The sequence below is a fragment of the Streptomyces alkaliphilus genome (assembly GCF_014141535.1).
Lineage (GTDB): Bacteria > Actinomycetota > Actinomycetes > Streptomycetales > Streptomycetaceae > Streptomyces > Streptomyces alkaliphilus.
Window position 1 is genome coordinate 1 of sequence record NZ_VKHT01000939.1, and the last position, 1952, is coordinate 1952.

At 76.7% G+C, this 1952-nt stretch carries 2 protein-coding genes; both read right to left on the bottom strand.

Translation table 11 applies throughout. The annotated features are described in order from the left end of the window. On the bottom strand, positions 1 to 1045 hold a 1045-nt coding region (gene mycP / locus FNQ90_RS21290; RefSeq protein ID WP_182607835.1), incomplete at its 3' end, for a type VII secretion-associated serine protease mycosin. Then, a partial coding sequence (locus tag FNQ90_RS21295) for a hypothetical protein (protein WP_182607836.1) occupies positions 1045 to 1952 on the bottom strand: 908 nt, incomplete at its 5' end. The genes mycP and FNQ90_RS21295, both read right to left, overlap by 1 nt.

A 1952-nucleotide genomic window follows, 5' to 3' on the forward strand; every position in this document is an offset into this window, starting at 1 on the left:
GTCCGGGGCCGAAGTACTCGCGCGGGTACGTTCCCGCGGTCCCGATGTCCGTCCGGGGCTCCGCCGCGTTCGCCGCGGCGATCGCGGCGGCGGGATCCACGATGCCCGCGCCCAGGTCGTCGTCGCGCTCGGAGCCCGACCCGCCGGCGGTTTCCACGAGCAGTCGGCGGATCTCGGCGGGGCCCAGTTCCGGGTGGGCGGCACGCACCAGGGCGACCGCGCCGGAGACGAAGGCGGCGGCGGCGCTGGTGCCCCATCCGTGCAGGTACCGACCGCCTGGCGAGGCGATCACCACGTCCTTGCCCGGGGCCCCGACGGTGGCGTACCAGCGGCGGGTGGAGAAGGGCGCCCGGGCACCGGTGCGGTCCGCGGCGGTGACCGCGATGACGCCCGGGTAGCCGGCCGGGTAGGAGACCGGGTCGCCGTCCTCGCCGCCGTTGCCGGCGGAGGCGACCACCACCACCCCCCGGGCCAGCGCGTGACGGATGGCGGCGTCCTCCTCGGGGTCGGGGTGGGCGGTGGGGCTGTCGTCGCCCAGCGAGAGGTTGATGACGTCGGCGCCGTTGTCCACCGCCCAGCGGATGCCCTCGGCCACGGTGCTGCCGTCGCGCCGGCGGTGCTCGGCACGGGCCGGGTCCTCCTCCTCCAGCAGCACCCTGACCGGCAGCACCATCGCCTCCGGCGCGACCCCGATGACACCCGACCCGCGGTCGGGGCCATGGCCCCGACCGGCGATGATGGCGGCCATCGCGGTGCCGTGTCGCGCCCACTCCGGGTCGCCGGGCCGGGCCCCCTCCCCGACCAGATCGGCGCCCTCCAGGACCGCGCCGTACAGGTCGGGATGGGAGTCGTCCACGCCGGTGTCCAGCACGGCGACGGTCACCCCCGCCCCCCGGGTGGTCTGCCAGGCGGCGGGGGCGTTGACGAAGTCCAACGCCCAGCGCTGTTGGTCACGGATGGCGTCGGCGGCGGCGGGGGACGCCCCGCCCGCCAGGAGCGCGCCGGTGAGCAGCGCCACGAGCAGTGGACGACGGCCGGGACGGATCACGCGGTGCCTCCGACGGGGAGTACGGCCACGGGTGGCGGAAGGGGACGGTGGACGGGAGGGACTGCGGGAGCCGCGGAGGGAGCGGTCCTCGCGGCGTCACCGGCCTCGGCGAGGCCGGCGGCGGCCCGGCGCAGCCGGCGTTCGATCCGATCGGTGATGCCGATCGCCTCGTGACCGAGGCCGGCCAGGGCGATCGGGCTGTCGGCCCCCTCCTCCACGGCCTCGGCGGCGGGAAGGGGGGTGGGGACGGCACGCCCGTCGGCGAAACCCGAGACCGCCCATACGACCACCGGTACATCGGTCGGCGCCCGCAGGGTCCAGGTGGCCCGCTGGTCGTCGCCGAAGCCGGTGGCGGCCGGGTGCGGCCCCGATCGGGGGCGGGGCAGCAGGTCGGTGCGGGTGTCGAGTCCGTCGGCCTCGATGTCGCGGGCGAGGTCGAGCATCCCGGCCGGATCGGCCTCGGTGAAGACCAGGCCGACCGTGGTGACGGCGCTCTGGGTGTCGTCCACGTAGGTGGCCCGCAGCAGGCGGTGACAGCCGACACCGGCGAGCAGTTCCTCCAGCGCCGGGTCGAAGGCCTCGGCGCAGTCGGAGTCGGGGGCGACCACGACCCGCGACCAGTGCCGGTCGGCCCCGCCGGGGCCGGCTCCCTCCCCGGCCAACTCGCTGGGGAAGATCGCCTCGACGGGCAACTCGCGCCACAGCGAGCGGCTTTCCTCGAAGAGGTGCTCGGCGGAGTCGGTTCCCGGGGTCGCGGCGGTGAGCCACACTCCGGCGGCGGCCCCGCCCAGCAGGCCGGTACCGAGCACCAGACAGAGCACGGCGAGGATCAGACGTCCCCGACGCACCGGCGGCGGGGCCGGGCGAACGGGGTCGGGACGGGGCGGCTCGGTGAGGGGCGGCC